Origin of the sequence: Microcystis sp. M144S2, assembly GCF_020246065.1 — a bacterium.
Taxonomy (GTDB): domain Bacteria; phylum Cyanobacteriota; class Cyanobacteriia; order Cyanobacteriales; family Microcystaceae; genus Microcystis; species Microcystis ichthyoblabe_A.
In genome coordinates this window covers 23,659-45,344 of the sequence record NZ_JADBTR010000042.1, presented here as the reverse complement: position 1 = coordinate 45,344, position 21,686 = coordinate 23,659, and the positions used below count along the sequence as shown (strand labels likewise).

Here is a 21,686-nt window from a genome sequence, read left to right as displayed (position 1 = left end):
CCTGTAAAATCTCGCCGTCAACCGACATAGATTTTTCTTAAGCTCCTGTCCCCTGCTGCTAGGAGCGAAGTTAGGGAGCAATTTTCACTAATGTTTTTTTCAACTGATCATCTTAACACGAACTTTACCCTATTCTGATCATTTTTTTTCTCTATCCCTAAAATTTTGATTGTTTTTTTTTCTCGGGGGGATTAGTTTCTTTAATCTGTCGTCATCTAACTTTGACAATCTCTACAAAAACACAAAAAAATCAACAAAAATTTACCTGATTGACACGCAGAAACTTCTGCTCATCAGGCTTTGAGCGATTAAAGCTAATCCTTAATTGAGGAAGATTATCAATAATTACAACCTCAAAAAATGTCGGCAATCGCTAAAGATGAATTAGATTTCTAAGCAATTATACCCAGTACCTAGAGGACAGTTAGACAGCAGTGAACTCTAGATAAATTAGGTCTAATTACTCAGTAATTATTGTTGAGATTTTTGGCTTGTGAACGATTATTTTCCCCTTCAAGAATTATGGTTATTGTTGCCATTAAAACGATGACGTTCTGGAAATAGCGTGACCAATAACTGATTGATATAGACCTTTCCGACCACCGATGCTTGATTCGGTCGGTTAGTAGTAGATGCTTGTTCTCTGGTTTCCGTAGGACCTGCCTCGGCCACCATTTCCTCGCCATCCCAAGGACTGGCCACGGTTTCGGAGACCACTTCCTCCACTGACGGCACTGGGGACACTTGACTGACTACGGGTTGCGGTTCCGGTAAAGGGGGTCTTTCCGGTTCCGATGGGGTCGCTGACACCTCGATGGTAATTTGACGGGAAGTATCTCCGATCAGGGAACCGGACGGCACGATCGACATCGCTGCCACAGAAGCATTAAAAATCGTTGTGGTTGACCCGATACAGGCATTTTCACCGATTTCACCCCGACCGACGACGAGAACACCTGTACCTAAAATTGCTCCCGCACCGATAGCAATAACACCCTGATAGGCGGTTAAAATTGTTCCCATACCCAGGCAAGCACCCGCACCGATAATTATTTGGCTATTGGGGGCTGCTCGGAGAATCACCCCCGGAGCCACGATCGCACTCTCATCAATGGTTACATCACCATTGACATAGAATTCCGAGCGGCTAATAGGTTGAACGGGGGGTAAGGACATAATTGACAGTTATTCAGTGATCAGTGATCAGTGAGCGGGGGTTAGGGGGTAGGGGTTAGAGTTTCCGGTATTTTTCCCGGTCTGCCAACACCTAACACCTATCTCCCTTCACCGATCGCCGAGTCCTGAAATTAAGGGCGTTGAATAATCGATTCGAGAACACGACGTTTCGCTTGGGAGTCAATCCCGATCAGACGAACGTATTCCCCTTGATGGTCGCGCAGACAGGTTTCTAAAGCGGCCACCACATCGGATTCGCGACTGCTCTCGATCGGGGTGCAGCTTTGCCAAGAACTGGTTTTAAAACGACGTTTATCCGCGTGTTCGGCCCCGATTTTGTGACCTTGGTTCAATAAAGAGCGAATTTGAGTGATCGTTTCTGCGGTTAAGGTACTGGTTAAAGTGGCAGTACCGCCGCCAGAAGAACCAGAAGCATAGCTTTTGAAACTCGGTTCAGCAACGGTGGCGGTTTTACTGCTGCCATTACTACTCACCGAACCATCGGGACGCTGAATCACCGTTTCTAAAACCCGTTTTTTGGCCTTAGCATCGATACCCAGTAAGCGGACGTATTCGCCGCTATGTTCCCGTAAACAATCTTCCAAAGCAGTAATTACATCGGATTCGCGATTGCTTTCGATCGGGGCGCAACTCTGCCAAGAACTGGTTTTAAACCGGCGTTTATCCGCGTGTTCGGTGCCGATTTTGTAGCCTTGGGCGAGCAGGGAACGAATTTGAGCGATCGTTTCTCCACTTAAGCTACCACTGCTGCTATGACTGGCTCCGTTACTAGCGGGGGCGCTGTAGCTGCTGGCTTTGCCGCTGCCGTTACTAGCGGGGGCGCTCCCGGGGCGGTGAATAATCATTTCGACGACGCGTTTTTTCGCTTGCGGGTCGATCCCGATCAGGCGGACATACTCATCGCTATTTTCAGTCACGATCGCTTCAATATCGCGAATGATGCCCGCTTCGCTCTTGGTTTCGATCGCCGGTCCGGTTAACCAAGAACTGGTTTTAAACCGGCGTTTATCCGCGTGTTCGGTGGCGATTTTCAGTCCTTGGGCCAGCAGGGAACGCACTTGTACCGACAGGTCGGAATGGCCGTTACCGTTGCCATGACCGCCGTGGACGGCGGTGGTGGTGCGGGCCGGTTCTCCCGGGGTGTCTTCGGGGCGTTGGATAATCATTTCCAGTATGCGCCGTTTAGCGGCGGGATCGACTCCGATCAGGCGGACGTATTCGCCTTGCAGGTCTCTCAGGGATGCTTCTAGGGATTGGGATACCTGTTCTTCGCGGCCACCGTCGATAAAGCCGGCACTTAACCAAGAACTGGTTTTAAAGCGGCGTTTGTCAGCGTATTCGATGCCGATCTTGTAGCCTTGGGAGAGGAGGGAGCGAACCTGCGCTCGAATGTTTGTATTTAAACTCATAGGTGTCACCGAATTTCTATATAGCGTCTCATTAGCGATGTTTATAGCGGCTGCTGGTGCAGGAGTCGCTGGGCTGTGGGCTTTGACCGGGACGCTGGGGGCGAGGTCGATATCGACAATGTGACGGGTGAAGGCTCGATCGATTTCTGTGACATCGGGTAAGCGATCAGCCTGCTGTTGGCTGGTGATCACGGAACCGGATGGCACGAATTTACCGGCGGGGATTTCCACGTCTTGAACGAGGGCGTGCATCATGACGATGCAATCGGCCCCGATGCGGGCATTAAAGACGGTGGAGCGAAAACCGATAAAACAGCGATCGCCCACATAGGCTGGCCCGTGAATGAGTGCCATGTGGGTGATGCAGCTGCCCCGGCCGATCCACACCGAATATTCTCGGCCGTCATCTCCCACCACACGGCTTTTTTCTAAACCGTGGATGATTGCCCCGTCCTGAATTTTGCTGTCGTCGCCAATGTGAAAGGGGGTTCCTTCATCGGCGCGGATGGAAGTCCCCGGAGCGATCACCACTCGCGCCCCGATCTCGATAGCGCCACTGAGGTTAGAGAAGGTGTGGACTTTGGCACTTTCGTCTATGCGCGTTTCCTCTGGGGATTTGGTCCGCTTTTTCGGACTAGCCGCCGTTGTGCGGACGACCATAGTTAGTCTTCCTCCATACTGAATTTGGCTGGCTGGTTGTTAATTAACTGTGTTTGGGTTCTATCGATGTTTAACCGGATTGACGAAATTCGTCTCTCTTGCTGTAGAGGGTGCGATTTTCTACGGTTATAGTGTCAATAATCCCCACCACCATCGCGTCAAGGGGGCGATTGTTCTGTCCGTCTTCGATACGGGCGGCTCCTCCCCGGGACACTAGCACCCATTCATTAATCCCCGCTCCGACAATATCACCCGCTACTTCATATTTAGGCAAAAGTTGCCCTTGGGCGTCGATGAATTGCAAAAGCAGAAGTTTCACTCCCGTCATACTGCGCGGTTTCAGGGTGCTAACGACGGTTCCGCAAACTTTGGCAATTTGCATGGAATTTGTTTACACTAAAAGTTAGTTGCGCTCTAGATTCGTCTTAAAGGTTGTGGGTTAACACTTTCACGAAACTGTTCCACGGCTTCTGTATAACGCATGGGAAGAACGTATTCGAGGTTTTCGTGGGGACGGGCGATGATGTGGGTCGAGAGGACTTGACCACCTTTAACACGATTAGATGCCGCTTCTGTCCCCGCCGATACGGAGGCCTGTACTTCCGAAACGTCTCCCCGGACGATGACGGTGACGCGACCACTACCAATTTTTTCGTAACCTACTAGGGTTACGCGGGCGGCTTTCACCATGGCATCAGCCGCCTCGACGACGGCTGGGAAACCCAAGGTTTCCACCATGCCCACTGCAATTGACATAATATTTTTGTCTCCTAATGGTTGGCTTTCTTCGACTCTATAGATGCTGACCCCGATCAACGGTGTTTAATAGCTGCGGAATTGCTCTACTTCTTCGGTGTAGCGAATGGGCAGCACGTATTCGAGGTTTTCGTGGGGACGAGCGATGATATGGGTAGATAGCACTTGTCCTCCGTTAACCCGGTTGGCGTTTTCCACTCCAGCGGCTACAGAAGCTTGCACTTCTGAAACGTCTCCCCGGACAATGACAGTGACGCGACCACTACCGATCTTTTCGTAACCCACTAGAGTCACCCTGGCGGCCTTGACCATGGCATCGGCCGCTTCCACAACGGCGGGAAATCCTAGGGTTTCAATCATTCCTACTGCAATTGGCATTTTTTTGTTCCTCGCTTGTCAAGCCAAACTAAACTATTAATTTCGTTAGCGTTATCAACTTTGTTTCAGTCAAATTCTTTCCTTGTTACTTTTCCTGCTCTAGCTTTGGTGGCAGTCGGGATCGTGGCAAGGTGGGGGTAAGACCATCCTAAATTTTATCTCGATCGTGACCGTTTTCATCCACTAATTTTATTTTCTAGGGCTGGTTGGTAAAAATTTGACGAGTCAGGCAAAATTATCAACCTAAAAAAAGCATAGGAAACTATGACACCTTTGACAATATAAAACATTATGATTATTTCTCATCTTCAGGTTAATGAAAGTTAATCATTCCTTTACTTCGCTCATCAGCCTCAGCAATTCTCAGGACATTGACAGCTAAAACCTTTGCTATGACTGCATTTGCGCTTTAACTTTTCTCTTGGCAGCTCAATTGTCTCTGCTGGATTTACTGGCAGATAAAAGCCTATTTTTCCCTGATTTCGGCTTTTTTATAATTTTTTTATACTATATACGGCTGGGGTTGGGTAGAGGGGTGAGGGGAGTGGGAATTATAAATTATGAATTATGAATTATGAATTGGGAGCATTCCACTTTTGCCATAAGCAATTATACTTAGATGCGAAATGCTTAGATGGCAAGCTTTTTCGGTAGTTCTGGGAATTATAAATTATGAATTATGAATTATGAATTGGGAGCATTCCACTTTTGCCATAAGCAATTATACTTAGATGCGAAATGCTTAGTGGGCTGCTCCCTTATGAATTGGGGAGACGGGTAGCCTTTTTCAGTGATCAGTAATCAGTGAAGCGAAAACTCACCTCTAATCACTGGTAACTGATCACCGATCACTGACTCTAGCGATCGATCTCGCCTTCGTAGGGTTGGACACCGATCGAGGGATAATTATCGTGGTTAGGGCTGAAAACTTCTAAGACTGCATGAGCTAACTTTTGGAAAAAGTCGGGACTCTCGTGCAAGGATTTAAGTGCCGCTTCTAATTCCGGACGGGAGAAATCGAAGCCTTGGGAGCGAGCTATCTCTAGTAATTGCTGAGGATCTTGGGTTGAACGCATTTTTTGACCTAATTCTTCGTTTTTGGCGGCTAAGGCGAAGAAATCGAACACTTGATTTTTAGACATATAAATACTTTTCCTTTGATGATTAAAGGTTTGGCCTCGGCGGCGTGGAGGTTAAACTGCCTAGTTATGGTTTATTTTTATCCTACCAGTCAGGAGATATCCTCAAAGCAAAAGTTTCGTTTTTATTTGCTTGTATGGCTGAGTATGCTTTTTCTGGGGTGTGGGCTTCGGCCGTGAGCTCAGCCGAACGGGTGTGGGGTGTGGGGTGTGGGGTGTGGGGACAATAAATAAAAATAATCTCCTGACTCCTGACTCCTGACTCCTGACTCCTGACTCCTGAATCCTGCCGACCGCCGACCGCTTCTTTCAAGTCAGAGAATAAATAGCCTAAAATAGAAACCTGCACTCTTGTTTCTGTAGCCAGCATCATGAATAAGTCCCCACGTCGTTACCATATCACCACCTTTGGTTGTCAGATGAATAAAGCTGACTCCGAACGCATGGCGGGTATTTTAGAAGATTTGGGGTTTCAATGGTCTGAGGATGCCAACGAAGCCGATTTAATCCTCTACAATACCTGTACAATTCGCGATAATGCCGAACAGAAGGTTTATTCCTATCTCGGCAGACAGGCTAAACGCAAACAAACTCAACCCGACCTTACTCTAATTGTCGCTGGCTGCGTGGCTCAACAGGAAGGGGAACAATTATTAAGACGGGTTCCCGAAGTGGATTTAATTATCGGTCCCCAACACGCAAACCGCTTGGGAGACTTATTACAACAAGTTTTTGACGGTTCCCAGGTGGTGGCTACCGAACCCATCCACATCATGGAAGATATCACCAAACCGCGCCGGGATAGTAGTATTACCGCTTGGGTGAACGTCATCTATGGTTGTAATGAACGCTGTACCTATTGTGTGGTTCCGGGGGTGCGCGGGGTGGAACAATCGCGCACTCCTGCGGCAATTCGAGCAGAAATGGCACAATTAGGACAACAGGGGTATAAAGAAATCACCCTTTTAGGTCAAAATATCGATGCCTACGGACGGGATTTACCCGGAGTGACGGCAAGCGGCCGACATCTGCACAATTTCACCGATTTACTCTACTACGTTCACGATGTGGCCGGCATTGAACGTCTCCGTTTTGCCACCAGTCACCCCCGCTATTTTACCGAACGTTTGATTAAAGCTTGTCAGGAATTACCTAAAGTTTGTGAACATTTTCATATCCCTTTTCAATCGGGGGATAATGATATCCTCAAGACCATGAAACGGGGCTATACTCAGGAAAAATACCGACAAATTATTGCTAATATTCGCGATTTAATGCCGGATGCTGCCATTAGTGCCGATGCGATTGTCGGATTCCCCGGAGAAACAGAGGCACAGTTCGAGAATACTTTAAAATTAGTCGATGAGATTGGTTTTGATCAATTAAATACGGCGGCCTATTCTCCCCGTCCCGGTACTCCTGCCGCTATTTGGGATGATCAATTAAGTGAGCAGGTAAAAAGCGATCGCTTACAAAGATTAAATCATTTAGTGGCCACAAAAGCCGCTGAACGTTCCCAAAGATATTTAGGCAGAATTGAGGAAATTTTAGTGGAAGACGTTAACCCTAAAGATGCTGGTCAAGTTATGGGAAGAACTAGAGGCAATCGCTTAACTTTCTTTACGGGAAATATTGAGGAATTGCGCGGCACATTTGTTAAGGTTAAAATTACCGAAGTCCGTCCCTTTAGTTTGACGGGAGTGATCTTTTAAGTAGTGGTGCAAAACTAATTTCTTGGTTAGGAGAGGCAATAGGCAATAGGCTTCGGCCGTGAGCTCAGCCGAACGGCAAAAGGTAGTTAAATATGTGTAACTAATTTTGCTTAGGTACTTAATAGTTCACAGTGACCCCTCTTATTCAGGGGGATCCCCCCGCCTATCGGCACCCCCCTTATCAAGGGGGGCAGGGGGGATCAAAGGCAAAATCTATCTTCAATTTAATTATAACTAATTACTTACTTTATGGATATTATCGCTATTTTGCAGCAAGATTATCAAAGATTTCCCCTCGATCAAACCTATGATATTTATGCTGATAACGTTTATTTTCAAGACCCTCTCAATCAATTTCGGGGGATTAAACGCTATCGGGAAATGATTGGTTTTATGAGTCAATGGTTCCAAGCTATCAAGATGGATGTCCACGCAATTGAACAGCAGGGAAATATTATTAATACCCGTTGGACATTGCACTGGACAACCCCTTTACCTTGGCGGCCTCGCATCGCTATTTCTGGACGCAGCGAATTAACTCTCGATGACAATAATCTGATTATTTCTCATATCGATTATTGGGATTGTTCGCGCTGGAATGTGCTGCGTCAGCATTTACCTTTTCCCGGTTCTTAACTAGATTTTTTAACCAGAAAATGCCGACCAACGAGCGCTCGTTTGCTTGACAAAATCCTGTAAAAATGCTAGGCGTTGATTTTGTTCCCAGACCTGTTTAACTTTATTCTGCAAACTCGTCCAATTCCAATCATTATTCAGTTGCTCGTTAATTTCCTGTTCTTGGAAATATTCAACTAAACTTAAACCTGCTAAACGAGTTAGATAGGCTGCTCCAATTCCCTGCACTGTACCACCGGCAATATAAGTAATCGCATTTCCCTTGAGAATCGTTCCCAATGCCTGGGTTGTCACCTCTACCATGCCCAATTGTACCATCATTTTACCCAGGGTAGTCATGGCTGTTTTTGCTTGTTCGAGGGACATTTTTTGTTGATAAATTGCCCCTAAATCCACTAACATTTGAGCGTTAGTGGCTGCCGCTAAAACTAAATCTAGGGCTGCGAGAGGATTAGCAAAAGTGGCAGTAGCGGCTATCCATTGGTATTGTTCGATAACAGGTAAAGCCTTTTTGCGTCGGGATTGATTAAGTAATTGTTTGGTTTCCTTGGCTAATTCTAGCGCTTGTCTCCAGATAGTTCCAAGAACTAATTCGGACTTTTCTTGTTCGATAATTTGTCGGAGATAATTATCTAGATTATCAATAACAATAGCTTGGGGTTCCGTCCATTCCTTGATTTCTCCATTGCTTTGATGTTGACGAACTTTTAGGGGTTCAGGGGCAGCAGCTATGGCTAAAATATGATGAGCGGGAATAGTTTCTTTTAGTCTTTGTTTCAGGGAAAGAAGTATTTCTTCTCTGGTTTCGGCAGGTAAACGATCCTGTTTATTCAGTAACAGGATAACACGCTGGTGCATTCGATCGAATTGCTGGAGGATTTGCCATTCGGAATCGCTTAAATCCCCATTGATCAGATACAAAACTAAGTCGGCTGCCAGGGACTTTTTCTGGTTAGCGGTGGAGTCGAAAGTTAGAAGCGGTTCCGTTTCCAGAAAAGCGATAGATTCCCCAAAGTTGCCGCTTTCTAGTAGTTTTTTTAAGGCAGTTTTACCAGTTTTTCTCGCACCGGTAATGGCAATTTTCAGGTCTTGGCGACTAAATTCTTGATTTAATTGGGTTAAACTGGTTTTGAGAGGGGTTAAGTCTTGATTAGGGTCTTCTTTGGCCAGATAATTAATTATCTTCTCGGCTTTGCTAATCGCTTGTTTAACCTTTTCTAGACTCAGGGGAGTGGGATGGGAAAAATCGATTTTCGTGTTGGGTTTTTGCCAAAACCAGATACCAGCACCAAGAGCAATCACACCGAAAATACCCCATGAACCGATTTCGCTCAGTGTACTATTGAGAGTTTCCCCCAGGGTGAAAGCGATGGTAATGCCTATCCCCGTCACTAAAATCGGTTTACCCAATCTTACCGTCATTTTTCCTCATCCTCGCCAACTGCTGTGATTATTCTAGCTTTTTTGTGCTGGATTTCATCCCAAACTCAACTTTTTAGCCGACAATTCCTCGCAGGTGTCCCGGCCGCTCTTGCCTAAAAGGCCCCAGATATGTCATAATGATCGATTGCGTGTAAATTTACCCGATCCCCTGTTGTTATGGCTAGTAAAAAAGGCGTTCGCCTGATCATCACTGTAGAATGCACGGAATGCCGCAGTAATCCCGATAAGCGTACCCCCGGCGTTTCTCGCTACACCACCAGCAAAAACCGTCGCAATACCACCGGCAGACTGGAAATCAAGAAATACTGTCCCCACTGCAATAAGCACACCGTCCACAAGGAAATTAAGTAAGCACACTTTAGTTAAAAAGTCAAGCAATCTTTACAAATCTATGAGCTACTATCGTAAACGTCTCTCCCCCATCTCCCCCAGTCAACCGATTGACTACAAAGATACCGAACTCCTCCGCAAATTCATCACCGAACGCGGCAAACTTCTACCTAGACGCATCACCGGTTTAACTTCTAAACAACAGCGAGATTTAACGGAAGCGGTGAAACGCGCCCGTTTAATGGCTTTATTGCCTTTTGTCAACCAAGAAGCCTAAATTCAGTGATCAGTAATCAGTAATCAGTGAACAGTGATCGCTGAAAATAACACATATAAGTAATAGGACAAAATTAACTTCTTGGTGAGGATAGGCACTCATGCACTTATGGAAGAGGTAGTTAGATATGTGTAATTAATTGTATCTAGCTACTTAACTTAAAACTTAAACCTGATCACTGATAAGCGATCTCAGTATATTGGGGTTGCTTTCTCGTTTTTGCAAAGAAATATATCGAAATCGGCAGCGGATAGGAAAATTCGTGCGAGAATCTTAAAAAATAATTAAATCGCCCTAGGAGTAGCCAACGATTTTGTGATTATCGATCCAAATCCACCAATTAGCACAATGGGAGGCTCTTATGGAAAAGCAGCCGTCAGAAATCGATACCGAGTTGGATGCACAGCTAAAAGAGGAGGATTCCGAGCAGTTTCTGCGTAGTATATTTAATTCCGTGCAAGCGTCGATTTTTGTGGTGGACGTGCTGGAAAATAGAGATTTTCGCTATGTGGGTGCAAACCCCGTTCATGAACGCTGGACAGGATTGCGCTCATCAGAGATTAAAGGCAAAACTCCCGAACAAATCCTTCCCCCCGATGATGCGCGTAGTGTGCGGCAACACTACAGTGATTGTGTGCGTTACGGAACGACTATTTCCTACGAACAGTATTTACCTTTTCAAAATATACCCTACTGGTGGCTAACAACTTTAACACCCCTACGGGATAACAATGCGCGCATCTATCGTTTAGTGGGAACCAGTACCAATATCACCGAACGCAAACAGGCTGAAGAAGCTTTAAGATTACAAGCAGAACGGGAACAACTACTGGGGGTAATGCAGGAAAGAATCCGGCAATCGTTGGATCTCGATCGCATTTTGCAAAGAACTGTTAAAGAAGTGCGACAATTTCTCAACTGCGATCGAGTGTTAATTTATCGTTTATTCCCCGATCATAGTGGCATGATTGTGGTGGAATCCCATACTGCGAGGATTAATTCTGTCTTAGGAAACAGGATCCAGGATCCCTGTTTTAATTTATCCCCAGAACGTCTGGAAAATTATCGTCGCGGGAGAATTCAGGTTATTGAAAATGTCCATAATTCGGGACTTGATCCCTGTTATCGCAGCTTACTCACCTCTTTGCAAGTACAGGCTAACCTGGTGGTGCCAATTATCTGCGATAACCAACTTTGGGGGTTACTAATTGCCCAAAATTGCCAAAAAACTCGCTCTTGGCAATCCCAAGAAATCGATCTGCTCAAACAATTAGCCATTCAAGTGGGAATTGCCATTCAACAAGCGGAACTGCACCAACGGGTAAAATGCTTGAATACTGCCTTAGAATCGGAGGTTCAGCAAAGAACCGCCGAATTGCAGATGACTTTGAAGTATGAAGCATTAATCGGACGGATTACCGAAAAAATTCGCGATAGTCTCGATGAAAATCATATTCTGCAAACCACCACTAGGGAATTAGTCCAGGTTTTACCCGTAGAAAGGGCCCAGATTGAGCTTTATGATCCCAGTCGCAGCAAAGCCACCATTGTCCACGAATATACCACTCAAGAGCTTATCTGTCAGGGAATTACCCGTCAAATTAGCGATTTTCCCGAAATCTATCAACCGCTGCTGCACAAACAAATTTTACAATTTGTTGATCGTCTTCCCCTTGACAATCCGCAAATCTGTCGTGTTAACCGTTGCGCTTGTGCTATCTTTGACGATCAGGGCTTTTTGGGCAATCTTTGGCTAATTCGACCAGCTAATCAGATTTTTAACTCCTTAGAAACTAATTTGATTCAACATATTGCCACCGAATGTGCGATCGCTATTCGACAAGCGCGACTCTACGAATCTTCCCAAGCACAAGTGAGGGAATTAGAAAAACTGGAAAGATTAAAAAGCGAATTCCTGAAAACCCTTTCCCATGAACTGCGAACCCCGATTACCAGCATTCGTCTAGCGGTGGAAACCCTAGAAAGTCTCCTAGAAGATCAAGGGATCGAGATCGATCCAGAGAATTCGATCGGTCAACTGTTGCAAATTCTTAACATTGAATCTCAGCGTCAGAGTAAGTTAGTTAATGATCTGTTGACTTTAACCTATCTGGATGCGGAAAGCGAACCCCCGGCGATCGAAGCGATCGACTTACTTTCTTGGCTACCCTTATTAGTGGAACCTTTTCGCACTCTCACCCGCGAGCGACAACAGCAGTTAATTTTAGATATCGATGGGGATATACCGGAGATTAACACCAGTCTGTGTCATATCGAGCGCATCATAGCGGAATTACTGACCAATGCTTCCAAATATACCCCAGAACAAGGAATAATTCGGGTAAATGTGAGGCGTGCGGACGAGCAAATATTAATTAGTGTGAGCAATTCAGGGGTAGAAATCGTCCCAGAGGAATTATCAAAAATATTCGCCCCTTTTTATCGCATTCCTAACCACGATCCCTGGCGCTACAGTGGTACTGGTTTAGGTTTAGCTTTGGTCGGCAAACTGATTAAACCCCTGAATGCTACCATCGATGTCACCAGTGCCAACGCTGTCACCACTTTTACCCTCACCCTGCCAATCTAGTCGAGCAGAAAACTTTTTAGAAAAAAACCTTGCAATTATTTCGAGGGCGTGCTATATTGAGAAAGGACTGAAAAACGCCGAGATAGCTCAGTTGGTAGAGCAGAGGACTGAAAATCCTCGTGTCCGCGGTTCAAATCCGCGTCTTGGCATCGGAAAAACAATAAAATCTGCCCTGTATTTACTTTCTAGTCTGCTAGGTTTTGTAAATGCAAGAATAGGCGGTGAGAATGCGTCTTAGCTTATCAGTGATGATACGGGCTGCCTATCTTCGCTCGGATTTGGATATTCAGTTCACTGATTACTGATCACTGAAAAGTCTCCCCAACCAGCAATTACTTTTTGATTTTGGGCTTGACGTAAGCGGTCACGGATTAAGATAATCTAACAAGTATGTACGACAATGAAATCCTAGACTCTAGCAACTCCTTAAATAATCCTCTCGATGGGAGCGATCCGGATCAAGCAGCGGAAATCCCCCCCGATCCCGAGGAAATGCTTTCATTGCTTACTTCTGCTCATGTCAGCGAGAGGATGATCGCGGCCCGCGCCTTTTGTGAATTGCGTGACGAAAGAGCGATCGCCCCGTTACTAGAAATGTTAAGCGATGTCTGTCCCCTAGTGCGTGTCAGTGTCGCCTATGCTTTGGGACGAAATCCCAGTCTTAGCGCCGTGGAGCCTTTAATCGATTTACTGGCCAGAGATTGGAATGGTTACGTCAGAAAAGGGGTAGTTTGGGCCCTGGGTAACTGTGGCGATCGCAGGGCGATCGAGCCTTTGGTTCATGCTCTTAAAACTGATATTTCGGCGGTGCGATTATGGGCTGCCAGTAGTTTGGCTCAGATTGCCAAGGTCAATTATGAAGATATCATCACCGTGTTGCCACCTTTAATTGAAGGATTGCGCCGAGATTTAATTGCAGCGGTGCGGAGTAATTGCGCCTGGTCGATCGGTCAATTATGCCGAGAATTGCCCTTCAATGTGATTTATGCCACGGCGATCGATGCTTTGATCGAGGCCTTGGTGGAAGATGAGGATTTAGGTGTCAAGGAAGATGCGAGAGGTGCTTTATTAAAAGTGGGCGACCCGAGAGGATTACAATTGATCGAGGAATTAGAGCTTGAAGGAATTATCTAAACCGCTAATTTTGGGCGTTACAGGGGCATCAGGGCTGATTTATGCTGTCCGTACTCTCAAATATCTACTTTTAGCCGACTACACGATCGATCTAGTGGCCTCCAGATCAGCTTACACTGTCTGGCAAGCGGAAGATAATATTCGGATGCCGCCAGAACCGGAGCTGCAAGAACAATTTTGGCGCAGTCAATGCGGGGTGATGGAAGGGGGAAAATTACGCTGTCATCGTTGGGGTGATGTGGGGGCAACGATCGCCAGTGGTTCCTATCGCACCCTTGGTATGGTAATTATTCCCTGTAGCATGAGTACAGTGGCCAAATTAGCGGGGGGGTTAAGTTCCGATTTGCTAGAAAGGGCGGCGGATGTGCAGATTAAGGAGGGCAGAAAATTGGTTTTAGTGCCGCGAGAAACCCCTTTTAGTTTAATTCATCTGCGTAATTTAACCACTTTAGCCGAGGCGGGCGTTAGAATCGTGCCAGCAATACCGGCATGGTATCACCATCCCCAATCGATCGAGGATTTAGTCGATTTTGTCATCGCTCGTACTCTCGATCAGTTAGATATCGATTGTGTGACAATTAATCGCTGGCAAGGACATTAACAGTTATCAGTTATCAGTTATCAGTTATCAGTTATCAGATGTAAGTTTTAAGTTAATTAGTTAGTTAGTTATCTTTATCTTTATACCTGTTTACTGTTTACTGATCACTGTTTACTGATCACTGTTTACTGATCACTGAGTCAAGGGAGGTAAAAATGGGCTGGATTATGGTCTTATTTGCAATCGCTGTAGGCGGATTACTGATCTGGCAGAATCTGGGGGTGATCACTTTGGTCTTTTTTGGCGGTATTATGACGGTAAAACTGCCCCTAGCGGTCTGGGTGTTACTTTTCACCTTGGCGGGAATTATCAGTGGTTTAACCCTGCAATTTCTCTATAGTTTTGGTCGTCCTTTGGCTGCCCCAAAAGCTTCCCCTCGTATAGGAAATAATCCTACAGTCCCACCGCCATCTCCCCGACCTACCTATATTCAAGATTCTGCTCCGTCTCCACCCCTTCGACGTAGCTCAGGGCAAGCGAGTAACGATTGGGAAAGAGATAGCGGTGATGATTGGAATTTTGATACACCCCCCCTTCGACGTAGCTCAGGGCAAGCCGAAAAACCGACGATCATTCAGGAGCGGGAAGATTTCTCGTCTAGGCTTGCCGATCAGGAAAGAGTTGATTTTGTCAAGCCACCAAGTGACAGTTCTCAAACTGGCTCGGTTTATTCCTATAGTTACCGCACGGCCAAACAGACTCGCGGGGAAAAGGCCGATCAAGTGTACGATGTCAATTATCGGATTATTACGCCCCCCGCCCAGGATCAAAACCAAGATCGGGAGGTAAACAAAGGGGATGAGGAAGAGTGGATTTAACTTTGACAGAGACAGAAACAGTGCTGATCGGCTAAAAATTGCTAAAAAGACGGTAAAAAAAGGCTAAAAAACTTAACAATGCCCAAAAAAGCTAATTGGGGCTTGCTCAATAAATCTAAAAACCTTGTTGGGTAAGACTTTTAGACTTTTTGGAAACCAAAAAGTACCAGCTCTGGGAGTGATCGGGTGGAAAATTCAGGTACTTTTTCCCTGAAAATTAGGTAATTGACCAGATGAAAATCGCTAAAACCCTACACCCTACACCCTACACCCGTTCGGCTGAGCTCACGGCCGAAGCCCACACCCCACACCCGTTCGGCTGAGCTCACGGCCGAAGCCCACACCCTGCCCCCACCGAAAAACTTTTTGCCGCAAACCCTAATTATGTCCCTTGTTGGCTCTCTGGTTCGTTAAAGAAAAATCTAGGCTAATCCGATAATAACCTACTTGCAAATCCTGCTAGGGGGGCTTTATCTGTTAAAATTTCTTGTCGTCGTGAAGTAAAGCGGGAAGAATATGCGAATTCTATTTGTGGGTGCCGAGGCCGCCCCAATTGCCAAAGTTGGGGGAATGGGAGACGTAATTGGGGCATTACCGAAAGTCTTGCGTCAGCTAGGTCATGATGTGCGGATTTTTCTACCCTACTACGGTTTTCTTGCGGAAAAAATGGACATCCCTTCCGAACCCATTTGGTCAGGATTCGCCATGTTTCAGGATTTTTCAGTCTATGAAACGGTTTTACCCGATACAGATATTCCTCTCTACCTCTTTGGTAATCTAGCTTTCTCTGGACGCAGTATCTACGGAGGCGAAGATGAGGCCTGGCGATTTACCCTATTTGCCAATGGTGCGGCGGAATTCGCCTGGAATTACTGGAAACCGCAAGTTATTCACTGTCATGATTGGCATACGGGCATGATTCCCGTCTGGATGCACCAAGACCCCGATATTAGCACCGTTTTTACGATCCATAATCTCGCCTACCAGGGTCCTTGGCGGGAGGCGTTAGAAAAAATGACTTGGTGTCCTTGGTATATGCAGGGCGATAATACTATGGCCGCGGCGGTTCAATTTGCCAATCGCGTCACGACTGTCTCTCCCACCTATGCCCGTCAAATACAGACCCCCATTTATGGCGAAAATTTAGAGGGATTATTGTCCTATATTTCCGGCAATCTGGTGGGGATTGTCAACGGCATCGATACGGAGGTGTATAACCCGGCTAAAGATGTTTATCTTAAGCAGAATTTTACCCCAGAAACCATCGAAAAACGTCTGGCTAATAAAATTGCCCTGCAAGAAGAAGTGGGGCTACAGGTCAGTAAAAGTGCCTTTGTCATGGCGATGGTGACGCGTTTGGTGGAACAAAAAGGTATTGATCTAGTGATGCAAATTTTAGATCGCTTTCTCACCTATACTGATGCACAATTGATTATTTTGGGTACAGGCGATCGCTATTATGAAACCCAACTGTGGGAGATGACTTCCCGTTTCCGGGGGCGAATGTCCCTGCATCTTCTCTATAGTGATGCTCTTTCCCGTCGCATCTATGGGGGGGCCGATGCTTTGTTAATGCCTTCCCGTTTTGAACCCTGTGGCATTTCCCAATTAATGGCCATGCGTTACGGTTGTATTCCCATGGTACGCCGCACCGGTGGTTTAGTCGATACGGTATCTTTCCACGACCCAATTCAGGAAAAAGGAACAGGATTTAGTTTCGATCGCTATGAACCTTTAGACCTGTTTACCTGTATGATCCGGACTTGGGAAAGTTTCCGTTATAAACAGGATTGGCAAAAACTACAGCAAAGGGCAATGACTCAAGATTTTAGTTGGTATAAATCCGCTTTGGAATATCTAAAAATCTACAAACAAATCACCGGACAATCGGAGCAATTATCCGATGAAGAAAAAGATAAATTTGTCGCCCTGACTAGCAGTTAAATCCTCCTTGATTAGGGGTGAAGATATATCACCCCTACTGGCTAGAAATTAATCGGTAACGGCATTGAGAAGAACTTCCGCTAGGGTCATATCTTCCATATCATCGATAGTAATCGTGTCAACGATATCGAATTTGGCCCCCGCCGATTCTAGTTGATCGTCTAAAGCTTTAAGAAATTCGGTTGCTTGTCGATCATGGCCTACTTGAATCAGAGAAATGGCTAATTCTTCATCCCTATCGAGTTTTCGAGAAGCTTCGATAATTTGACGCATCACCGCTTTGCGATCATCTGGTTCTCCGTCGGTAATCACCAGAATAGTTTCTCCGTTGGGTTTAGTTTTGCCAGCAGTTTTGCGCTGAAAATAATTATTGAGGGCATCTTGAAGAACAGCGGCTAGGTCTGTCCTCCCCATAGGTTCATTTTCTTGATAAATTTGTGTCACCTTATCGGAAGTAACATTATCATAGCGTCGGAAACGTCCGGAAAAAAGATAGATAGTGATGCCGTCGGGATCGAATTCCTCGCACTTTCTAGCCAAGGCGAGGGTGGATTCTTGGGCAATTTGCCAACGGGTTTTCTCGCTGGGTTTATCAGCAGTGGACATACTGCCACTTTTGTCAATAATCAGAGTATAATCTCTGTTTTCTACCATAGGGGCTATACCTCCAAGCAATTTGCGCTCGTCCTAGTCTAATAATTATTAAACTCTAGGATGGAAACTCTACCTCGATCGACTAGGGTTTTTTAACTATTGGGGGAAGGAGACAGCGTAATCAACAGCAGAAACTATCGCCAGAAAACCAGTCGGGCTAAAATGAAAAAAGTATGAAAATTATTTCCTTAGCCGATGAGTGATAGCAAATCGATCGCCTCAACCGAGAAAAAGCCAGATAATCCACCTTCTTGGAGTTTTTGGACGGTGTTTAGTTCCACCTTCCTAACCATATTTTTTGCTGAAATCGGCGATAAAACCCAATTAGCCACCCTTCTCATCAGCGCCGAATCTCAATCCCCCTGGGTGGTTTTTGCCGGGGCAGCCAGCGCTTTAATCGCTACCAGTTTCCTCGGTGTCCTGATCGGTTATTGGATTGCTCGTCGTCTTTCCCCCAAAACCTTAGATATCGGTGTCGCTATCCTTCTCCTTTTGATCACTGGTTTACTCATCGGCGATATTCTCTAAGCAATCAGTGATCAGTGTGACTGTTTACTGTTTACTGTTTACTGTTCACTGTTCACTGTTCACTGAAAAAAGCTTCCCATCTCCCTAGAATTTATGAATTGGCAATTATTCGGACTGACATTTATCACGGTTTTTTTGGCAGAAATAGGCGATAAAAGTCAATTAGTAGCGATCGCTCTCGGTGGCAGTTCCAAATCACCCAAAGCTGTCTTTTTTGGCTCAATTACCGCCTTAATCTGCACCAGTTTCTTAGGAGTCCTTGCGGGCGGCAGCATAGCGCAGTTATTCCCCGCTAAGATATTAAAAGCGATAGCGGCCATTGGTTTTGCGCTGCTTGCTGTCCGGCTGCTTTGGCCAGATTCGGATTGATAATTGGGTTTCCGGCAAAAAGCTTTTCGGTGGGGGCAGGGTGTGGGGTGTGGGGTGTGGGGTGTGGGGTGTGGGGTGTAGGGTGTGGGGTGTGGGCTTCGGCCGTGAGCTCAGCCGAACGGGTGTGGGGTGTGGGGTGTGGGCTTCGGCCGTGAGCTCAGCCGAACGGGTGTGGGGTGTGGGCTTCGGCCGTGAGCTCAGCCGAACGGGTGTAGGGTGTGGGGTGTAGGGTGTGGGGTATCGGAAGAATAAATAGAAATAATCTCCTATCTCCTGACTCCTGTCTCCCGACTCCTGCCTCCTGTCTCCCGGCTCCTGATAGCTAAAAAACTGAGGCAAATTCCAGAAAAATAATTAATTTTTCCTGAAAAAGTAGCTAAAACTACAAAAAATATCCAAAAAGTAGCGAAAATCACAAAAAATCTGCTAACCTAGCCGTAATATCACACAGATATTTGTAGAAGGATTCCCGAAAATCTCCTCAGCAAAAACATCCGTGTGAAGTAGCTAATATTGTCAGCGAGGTTAGTTCAAGATCATCATGTCAAATTTAGGACGACGTAAATTTCTCCTGTACGGTTCTGCCACTTTGGGAACCAGTATTCTGTTAAAAGCTTGCGGTGGACAAAACCAAACCCCCACGGCTAGTCCTAGCCCAGCTGCTAGTCCCGCCCCGGCTTCTGGAGAGACGATTAAGGTGGGTATTCTGCACTCCCTCAGTGGCACCATGGCCATCAGTGAGACCAGCGTAGTCGATGCGGAAAAACTGGCGATCGAGGAAATCAATGCCGCCGGCGGTGTTCTTGGTAAACAGATCGAGGCAGTGGTGGAAGATGGCGCTTCCGATTGGCCAACTTTTGCCGAAAAAGCCACCAAACTGATCGATCAGGACAAAGTTGTGACTGTCTTCGGTTGTTGGACTTCCGCCAGTCGTAAGGCGGTTTTACCCGTGTTTGAAGCCAAAAACCATATGCTCTGGTATCCTGTCCAGTACGAGGGTCAAGAGTGTTCTAGAAATATCTTCTACACTGGTGCTGCCCCCAACCAACAGATCGAGCCGGCAGTGACTTGGTTGCTGGAAAATAAAGGAAAAAAATTCTTCCTCGTCGGTTCCGACTACGTTTTTCCCCGCACCGCCAACACGATTATTAAAGAGCAGTTAAAGGCGAAAGGCGGCGAAACCGTGGGCGAAGACTACCTACCCCTAGGTAACACGGAAGTTACCCCGATTATCACCAAAATTAAGCAAGCTTTACCCGATGGTGGCGTTATTTTCAACACCCTCAACGGTGACAGTAACGTGGCTTTCTTTAAACAACTGCAAGCGGCCGGTTTAACTCCCGATAAATATCCGGTCATGTCGGTGAGTGTTGCTGAGGAAGAAGTTAAACAGATTGGTAAGGAATATCTCCTCGGTCAGTACGCTTGTTGGAACTATTTCCAAACCGTAGATACCCCCGCTAACAAGAAATTTGTTGCGGCTTTTCGAGCTAAATATGGTGAGGATCGCGTGACCAATGACCCCATGGAAGCGGCCTACATCATGGTCTATCTCTGGAAGCAAGCGGTAGAACAAGCGGCAACCGCCGATGATCTCGACAAAGTTCGCGCCGCGGCCGTGGGACAAAAATTCGATGCTCCCGAAGGACCGGTGGAAATGTTCCCCAATCATCATATCTCCAAAACCGTCCGCATTGGTCAGGTGAGAGATGATGGTCTATTTGACATCGTTTGGTCAACTCCGGGGGTAGTGGATCCGCAACCTTGGAACCAATTTGTCCCCGAAACTAAGGGCTTTGCCTGTGACTGGACGGATCCGGCTAAGGGCGGTAAGTTCAAAATGGAAAAATCCTAGTTTTAGGAATTTTTCCGGACAGTAACGAGAGTGAGGTGGGCATTACTGCTCACCCCACTTTTTAAAGATTAAAAATGCACGGGAATAACGAAAAGTGTCAGCATTATTGGAAGGATTGTTTAATGGTATTAGCATCGGTTCTGTGCTATTGCTGGCCGCTTTAGGACTAGCGATTGTCTTCGGACTGATGGGGGTGATTAATCTCGCTCACGGTGAGTTAATGATGTTAGGGGCCTACAGTACTTTTGTGGTGCAGAATGTCTTTAAAGGTTTCGGTTCTCCCCTCTTTGATACTTATGTTTTATTCGCCCTACCGATCGCTTTTTTAGTGTCGGGATTGGCGGGATTATTATTAGAAAGGGGGGTGATTAGGTTCCTCTATGGCAGACCCCTAGAAACGCTGCTGGCCACTTGGGGAGTCAGCTTAATCCTGCAGCAATTTGTCAGAAGTGTCAACGGGTTATTAGTAATTAGTTTAATAGTTTTCTGTCTGTTATTTTTCGGAGCGATGACGGTGTTAAGTCGTCGCCTAGATTGGGAGAGAATTCGCAATTTAGCTATTGGTATCACCCTGCCTTTATCCCTAGCTATCGCTGGATTATTAGGCTATCTTTTATCTTTTAATCCGGTTCTCGCTCGACCCTGGTTTAGTGCCAGAAACGTCGATGTCACGGCTCCTGCCTGGTTACGGGGAGGTTTACCTTTACCCAGTTTTCAAATGCCCTACACCCGTCTATTTATTATCATTTTAACTGCCCTTTGTTTGTTAGGGACTTATTGGTTTTTAAATAAATCTTCTTGGGGTTTACGCATTCGTGCCGTCACCCAAAATCGCCAGATGAGTGCCTGTTTAGGCATTCCGACAAATCAAGTGGATGCTTTGACTTTTGCCCTCGGTTCGGGATTAGCTGGAGTTGCCGGTTGTGCGATTAGTTTCTTGGGTTCCGTCGGTCCAAATGTGGGACAGAATTATATCGTTGATACCTTCATGGTGGTGGTGGTGGGGGGAGTGGGTAATCTCCTGGGAACTATTATCGCGGCTATGGCCATCGGTGTGGCTAATTATTTAATTGGTTCGGGAACTTTTGCTCTGATTTTTGGTTCCGTAGAAGCCCTAAAACCCCTAACGGATTTCTTCACCTTTTTCTCCACCACTAGCATGGCAAAAGTGATGATTTTTGCTTTAATTATTGCTTTCTTGCAATTCAAACCTGCGGGAATTTTTCCTCCTAAAGGACGTACTGCCGAGTTATAGA

The 21,686-nt window shown here is 46.1% G+C and carries 22 protein-coding genes and 1 tRNA gene; 14 read left to right on the top strand and 9 right to left on the bottom strand.

The annotated features are described in order from the left end of the window. Positions 1-513: 513 nt before the first annotated feature. From ccmN to IM462_RS05405, 7 genes are all read right to left on the bottom strand, one after another. The gene (gene ccmN, locus IM462_RS05435; protein ID WP_287701848.1) at positions 514-1,176 is read right to left on the bottom strand and encodes a beta-carboxysome scaffolding protein CcmN; all 663 of its coding nucleotides are present in this window, start codon (positions 1,174-1,176) and stop codon (positions 514-516) included. 131 nt (positions 1,177-1,307) lie between these two features. Continuing rightward, the gene (locus tag IM462_RS05430; protein WP_287701850.1) at positions 1,308-3,266 is read right to left on the bottom strand and encodes a RuBisCO small subunit-like domain-containing protein; all 1,959 of its coding nucleotides are present in this window, start codon (positions 3,264-3,266) and stop codon (positions 1,308-1,310) included. A gap of 70 nt (positions 3,267-3,336) precedes the next feature. Next, positions 3,337-3,648: a beta-carboxysome shell vertex protein CcmL gene (ccmL, locus tag IM462_RS05425; RefSeq protein WP_002741688.1), complete on the bottom strand. Its 312-nt coding sequence runs from the start codon at positions 3,646-3,648 to the stop codon at positions 3,337-3,339. Between the two features lie 32 nt (positions 3,649-3,680). Further along, positions 3,681-4,022 carry a carbon dioxide-concentrating mechanism protein CcmK gene (locus tag IM462_RS05420; protein WP_287714920.1) on the bottom strand — a complete coding sequence of 114 codons (342 nt, stop codon included), beginning with the start codon at positions 4,020-4,022 and terminating at the stop codon, positions 3,681-3,683. A gap of 66 nt (positions 4,023-4,088) precedes the next feature. Then, entirely contained in the window at positions 4,089-4,400 is a 312-nt protein-coding gene (locus tag IM462_RS05415) for a carbon dioxide-concentrating mechanism protein CcmK (protein ID WP_002734613.1), read from the bottom strand. An 857-nt stretch (positions 4,401-5,257) separates the two neighbouring features. Then, complete coding sequence (locus tag IM462_RS05410) at positions 5,258-5,542, bottom strand: Nif11-like leader peptide family natural product precursor (RefSeq protein ID WP_002741693.1); 285 nt, start codon at positions 5,540-5,542, stop codon at positions 5,258-5,260. 82 nt (positions 5,543-5,624) lie between these two features. Beyond that, complete coding sequence (locus IM462_RS05405) at positions 5,625-5,912, bottom strand: hypothetical protein (RefSeq protein ID WP_287701852.1); 288 nt, start codon at positions 5,910-5,912, stop codon at positions 5,625-5,627. Here IM462_RS05405 and miaB point away from each other — a divergent pair. Beyond that, on the top strand, positions 5,911-7,251 hold the full coding sequence (gene miaB, locus IM462_RS05400) for a tRNA (N6-isopentenyl adenosine(37)-C2)-methylthiotransferase MiaB (protein WP_287701854.1): 1,341 nt from the start codon (positions 5,911-5,913) through the stop codon (positions 7,249-7,251). The genes IM462_RS05405 and miaB overlap by 2 nt on opposite strands. A gap of 249 nt (positions 7,252-7,500) precedes the next feature. Beyond that, positions 7,501-7,887, top strand: a complete 387-nt coding sequence (locus IM462_RS05395; protein WP_287701856.1) for a C6orf136 family protein — start codon at positions 7,501-7,503, stop codon at positions 7,885-7,887. A gap of 9 nt (positions 7,888-7,896) precedes the next feature. On the opposite strand, the gene IM462_RS05390 is transcribed toward IM462_RS05395, so the two are convergent. Next, a complete protein-coding gene (locus tag IM462_RS05390; RefSeq protein ID WP_287701858.1) occupies positions 7,897-9,309 on the bottom strand; it encodes a slr1306 family protein in 1,413 nt (470 codons plus the stop codon). 177 nt (positions 9,310-9,486) lie between these two features. Here IM462_RS05390 and rpmG point away from each other — a divergent pair, with 177 nt between their 5' ends. From rpmG to glgA, 8 genes are all read left to right on the top strand, one after another. Further along, the gene (gene rpmG, locus IM462_RS05385) at positions 9,487-9,681 is read left to right on the top strand and encodes a 50S ribosomal protein L33 (RefSeq protein ID WP_002734724.1); all 195 of its coding nucleotides are present in this window, start codon (positions 9,487-9,489) and stop codon (positions 9,679-9,681) included. Positions 9,682-9,721: 40 nt separating this feature from the next. Then, a complete protein-coding gene (rpsR, locus tag IM462_RS05380) occupies positions 9,722-9,937 on the top strand; it encodes a 30S ribosomal protein S18 (RefSeq protein WP_002732313.1) in 216 nt (71 codons plus the stop codon). Positions 9,938-10,298: 361 nt separating this feature from the next. After that, positions 10,299-12,527, top strand: a complete 2,229-nt coding sequence (locus IM462_RS05375) for a sensor histidine kinase (RefSeq protein WP_287701860.1) — start codon at positions 10,299-10,301, stop codon at positions 12,525-12,527. A 76-nt stretch (positions 12,528-12,603) separates the two neighbouring features. Further along, positions 12,604-12,676: transfer RNA gene (locus IM462_RS05370), tRNA-Phe, on the top strand. A gap of 241 nt (positions 12,677-12,917) precedes the next feature. After that, complete coding sequence (locus IM462_RS05365) at positions 12,918-13,661, top strand: HEAT repeat domain-containing protein (RefSeq protein ID WP_287701862.1); 744 nt, start codon at positions 12,918-12,920, stop codon at positions 13,659-13,661. Beyond that, positions 13,645-14,262, top strand: coding sequence for a flavin prenyltransferase UbiX (locus IM462_RS05360; RefSeq protein WP_002734602.1), 618 nt, complete (start codon positions 13,645-13,647; stop codon positions 14,260-14,262). Before IM462_RS05365 ends, IM462_RS05360 begins: the two co-directional genes overlap by 17 nt. A gap of 155 nt (positions 14,263-14,417) precedes the next feature. After that, the gene (locus tag IM462_RS05355) at positions 14,418-15,080 is read left to right on the top strand and encodes a LapA family protein (protein WP_287701864.1); all 663 of its coding nucleotides are present in this window, start codon (positions 14,418-14,420) and stop codon (positions 15,078-15,080) included. A gap of 516 nt (positions 15,081-15,596) precedes the next feature. Next, the gene (gene glgA, locus IM462_RS05350) at positions 15,597-17,024 is read left to right on the top strand and encodes a glycogen synthase GlgA (RefSeq protein WP_287701866.1); all 1,428 of its coding nucleotides are present in this window, start codon (positions 15,597-15,599) and stop codon (positions 17,022-17,024) included. A gap of 48 nt (positions 17,025-17,072) precedes the next feature. Here the strand turns inward: glgA and IM462_RS05345 are convergent, their stop codons facing one another. Next, a complete protein-coding gene (locus tag IM462_RS05345; RefSeq protein WP_002733700.1) occupies positions 17,073-17,678 on the bottom strand; it encodes a vWA domain-containing protein in 606 nt (201 codons plus the stop codon). Between the two features lie 195 nt (positions 17,679-17,873). Here IM462_RS05345 and IM462_RS05340 point away from each other — a divergent pair, with 195 nt between their 5' ends. The 4 genes from IM462_RS05340 to IM462_RS05325 all read left to right on the top strand — a co-directional run bounded on the left by IM462_RS05340 (position 17,874) and on the right by IM462_RS05325 (position 21,685). Further along, positions 17,874-18,206 carry a TMEM165/GDT1 family protein gene (locus IM462_RS05340; protein ID WP_287701867.1) on the top strand — a complete coding sequence of 111 codons (333 nt, stop codon included), beginning with the start codon at positions 17,874-17,876 and terminating at the stop codon, positions 18,204-18,206. Positions 18,207-18,299: 93 nt separating this feature from the next. Continuing rightward, positions 18,300-18,575, top strand: coding sequence for a TMEM165/GDT1 family protein (locus IM462_RS05335; RefSeq protein WP_046662945.1), 276 nt, complete (start codon positions 18,300-18,302; stop codon positions 18,573-18,575). Between the two features lie 541 nt (positions 18,576-19,116). Beyond that, positions 19,117-20,430 carry an urea ABC transporter substrate-binding protein gene (urtA, locus tag IM462_RS05330; protein ID WP_287701868.1) on the top strand — a complete coding sequence of 438 codons (1,314 nt, stop codon included), beginning with the start codon at positions 19,117-19,119 and terminating at the stop codon, positions 20,428-20,430. A gap of 94 nt (positions 20,431-20,524) precedes the next feature. Next, positions 20,525-21,685, top strand: a complete 1,161-nt coding sequence (locus tag IM462_RS05325; RefSeq protein ID WP_287701870.1) for an ABC transporter permease subunit — start codon at positions 20,525-20,527, stop codon at positions 21,683-21,685. Position 21,686 lies beyond the last annotated feature (1 nt).

Excerpts from the sequence above, each read along its gene's own strand:
- ccmN (WP_287701848.1), bottom strand. The coding sequence starts at position 1,176 with ATGTCCTTACCCCCCGTTCAACCTATTAGCCGCTCGGAATTCTATGTC.
- IM462_RS05430 (WP_287701850.1), bottom strand. The coding sequence starts at position 3,266 with ATGGTCGTCCGCACAACGGCGGCTAGTCCGAAAAAGCGGACCAAATCC.
- ccmL (WP_002741688.1), bottom strand. The coding sequence starts at position 3,648 with ATGCAAATTGCCAAAGTTTGCGGAACCGTCGTTAGCACCCTGAAACCG.
- IM462_RS05420 (WP_287714920.1), bottom strand. The coding sequence starts at position 4,022 with ATGTCAATTGCAGTGGGCATGGTGGAAACCTTGGGTTTCCCAGCCGTC.
- IM462_RS05415 (WP_002734613.1), bottom strand. The coding sequence starts at position 4,400 with ATGCCAATTGCAGTAGGAATGATTGAAACCCTAGGATTTCCCGCCGTT.
- IM462_RS05410 (WP_002741693.1), bottom strand. The coding sequence starts at position 5,542 with ATGTCTAAAAATCAAGTGTTCGATTTCTTCGCCTTAGCCGCCAAAAAC.
- miaB (WP_287701854.1), top strand. The coding sequence starts at position 5,911 with ATGAATAAGTCCCCACGTCGTTACCATATCACCACCTTTGGTTGTCAG.
- IM462_RS05405 (WP_287701852.1), bottom strand. The coding sequence starts at position 5,912 with ATGATGCTGGCTACAGAAACAAGAGTGCAGGTTTCTATTTTAGGCTAT.
- IM462_RS05395 (WP_287701856.1), top strand. The coding sequence starts at position 7,501 with ATGGATATTATCGCTATTTTGCAGCAAGATTATCAAAGATTTCCCCTC.
- IM462_RS05390 (WP_287701858.1), bottom strand. The coding sequence starts at position 9,309 with ATGACGGTAAGATTGGGTAAACCGATTTTAGTGACGGGGATAGGCATT.
- rpmG (WP_002734724.1), top strand. The coding sequence starts at position 9,487 with ATGGCTAGTAAAAAAGGCGTTCGCCTGATCATCACTGTAGAATGCACG.
- rpsR (WP_002732313.1), top strand. The coding sequence starts at position 9,722 with ATGAGCTACTATCGTAAACGTCTCTCCCCCATCTCCCCCAGTCAACCG.
- IM462_RS05375 (WP_287701860.1), top strand. The coding sequence starts at position 10,299 with ATGGAAAAGCAGCCGTCAGAAATCGATACCGAGTTGGATGCACAGCTA.
- IM462_RS05365 (WP_287701862.1), top strand. The coding sequence starts at position 12,918 with ATGTACGACAATGAAATCCTAGACTCTAGCAACTCCTTAAATAATCCT.
- IM462_RS05355 (WP_287701864.1), top strand. The coding sequence starts at position 14,418 with ATGGGCTGGATTATGGTCTTATTTGCAATCGCTGTAGGCGGATTACTG.
- glgA (WP_287701866.1), top strand. The coding sequence starts at position 15,597 with ATGCGAATTCTATTTGTGGGTGCCGAGGCCGCCCCAATTGCCAAAGTT.
- IM462_RS05345 (WP_002733700.1), bottom strand. The coding sequence starts at position 17,678 with ATGGTAGAAAACAGAGATTATACTCTGATTATTGACAAAAGTGGCAGT.
- IM462_RS05340 (WP_287701867.1), top strand. The coding sequence starts at position 17,874 with ATGAGTGATAGCAAATCGATCGCCTCAACCGAGAAAAAGCCAGATAAT.
- IM462_RS05335 (WP_046662945.1), top strand. The coding sequence starts at position 18,300 with ATGAATTGGCAATTATTCGGACTGACATTTATCACGGTTTTTTTGGCA.
- urtA (WP_287701868.1), top strand. The coding sequence starts at position 19,117 with ATGTCAAATTTAGGACGACGTAAATTTCTCCTGTACGGTTCTGCCACT.